Raw genomic sequence first — 2,290 nt, 5'->3', positions numbered from 1 at the left:
GAAGACTCTTCTACCATGTTTTTATAAACCGGAATGTTAAAACAAAAATATTTTCTTGCGGGCATTTTTATTTTATCGGCTGAAAAACAGCCGATAAAATTGTCGTGGCGGAAAATAGAATGATTACGAATTTAACGACCTCTATGGTTCATTCCCAAGAATCCATAGACTCCTTGGTTAATCATATAGAAAGCAGCTTTTCTTCTCGTCCCTCTGAATCAATCTATTTTCAAACAAGTAAAGACATCTACGAGACGGGTGAAGACCTCTGGTTCAAAGCCTATCAGTTGGATGCACAAACCTTTGGATTGTCTGATAAAAGCAAGACTCTTTACCTGCAAATGATTAATCCGAAAGACAGCGTGGTTTGGCAGGAAAAGTATCCGATAGAGAATGGCATCGTATCCGGCCATATCTACATAGACGAAAAACTTTCGGAAGGCGACTATTTGTTGGAAGGCTATACCAAACACTCTTTTTACAAGCATGATACTACCGGAATAACCCCTACCCGCAAAATAAGGATAGTAAAGAATATAGCCCGTTCGGAAGTAACAGGGAATCCTAAAGATACAACCTTCCGTTTTGAAACATTCCCAGAAGGAGGAAATCTCGTTTCCGGCCTTTCCTCCAAACTGGCTTTTAAAGCAACCGATGGGAAGGGAAATCCGGTAGCTGTGGAAGGAGTCATTTATGAAGACGATAAGTTCCTGTGCGGAATAAAGAGCGTGCACGATGGGATGGGAGTCGTCTCCTTCACTCCCTTTGTCAATAAAAAATATAGGATTGAATTGAAGAATGGGAAAACCTATCCACTACCCAAGATTCATTCACAAGGAATGGTTCTAAACCTTCGAGAGCAAGAAAAAGAACATCTGGATTTTGTCCTTTCACAAACCGAGGGCTTGCCGCACCGACAAATTTATCTTTTGGGGCAAATGCGCGGAATGGTTTGCTGTATGGCGAAAGGCATATTAAAGGACAGTCTTAAAATCTCCATTCCGCTCGATAATTTCCTGTATCAGGGTATAGCGGAGTTTACGCTTTTCGACAGCTCCATGCAGCCTATTGCAGAACGATTGGTGTATGTCCATCCGCAAAAGAAACTGTATATAATGGCCGAACCCACAAAGACAAGTTTTGCCATTCGGGAAAATGCGTCTATCAGAATAAAAGCGACAGACGAAGAAGGCAATCCGGTGAGGGCAAATTTGGGTATTAGCGTGTACGACCAAGCCTATCACAATCCCACCGACCCTGCGAATATCCTAACTTACTGTTATCTCTCCTCCCAAATACGAGGCAGAATCTGTGACCCGGCTTATTATTTTGATGAAAAGAACAGCGACAGGAAAGAAGCATTGGACCTGCTATTGCTTACACAAGGCTGGCGGCGGTATGTATGGAATGCAGTAGAACCTGATTGCCAAGGGCAGCCCTTTTTAACTGATGAAATCAACGGCATGCAAACCCTTAATAGTAAGAAAAAGGACAAACAAAATAAAGGAGCAGAACAGCTTATCCAAGTTTTCGGCGCAGAGGGAAACTCTCAGTTCATTTGGACGGACTCCATCGGACATTTTATGGTTGACCCGGACAAGATGAAAGCTCTTCAAGGAGGATATGTGTATTTGAAGCCCATGTTGTCGAAAGAGTTCAAGCCAACACTGGAATTGGTGGATTACTTTCTTCTGATTGACAGCATAAGGAAGAACAGACCTCATTATTATCCGATGGAGGAACTGTCCCACTATAAGAAAGAGCAAATCCTTGATTTGCCTGTGATAAGCAGTGACAGTACCATACTATTGAATGAGGTGACGATAACGGCAAAGGGGCATAAACCGTTTAGAGATAAAATGATGGGAAGGCTGGATAGTTTGGCACAAATAAACTTGAATTATACTTATGTTTGTGGCTGTGGCTATTTACAAAATTACAAACCTGATTATAATGCCCATCCTTGGTGGAAACCTTGTCATATATTTTCAGATAAACGAACAACACCTATAGAAGGTAAACAATATGAAATAGTGAAATTTAAACATTTGGGCGGTAATCAATTTTCTCTCATAGATAAACAAACAGTAGTTTATCACGCTAATCATTATTCAGAAGAAGAACTACTTCGCATCACTACTGTCCCATTAAAATCTGAAAAAGTTCTTTGAAATTATTGAAATATAGTTAGTTACATGGATTTTTCGAGCGAACGGACTTGAAATTTTATCTTTGCGGTAGTTTTACTATGACCGCATATGTTTCAAGACAAGTTTGTATTTGCTCAGTT

The 2,290-nt window shown here is 40.5% G+C and carries 1 protein-coding gene; it reads left to right on the top strand.

Annotated features, from left to right (window positions below):
* Positions 1–119: 119 nt before the first annotated feature.
* Positions 120–2,171 (top strand): hypothetical protein, encoded by a 2,052-nt coding sequence (locus tag HU824_RS19285; protein ID WP_176469731.1) that lies wholly within the window; start codon positions 120–122, stop codon positions 2,169–2,171.
* Positions 2,172–2,290: the final 119 nt, after the last annotated feature.

The sequence above is a fragment of the Bacteroides sp. L10-4 genome, from assembly GCF_013373675.1.
Lineage (GTDB): Bacteria > Bacteroidota > Bacteroidia > Bacteroidales > Bacteroidaceae > Bacteroides > Bacteroides muris.
This window is presented reverse-complemented; position numbering and strand designations above follow the sequence as displayed.

What these genes read in the sequence shown, in the direction of transcription:
- HU824_RS19285 (WP_176469731.1), top strand. Translation starts at nt 120, where the DNA reads ATGATTACGAATTTAACGACCTCTATGGTTCATTCCCAAGAATCCATA.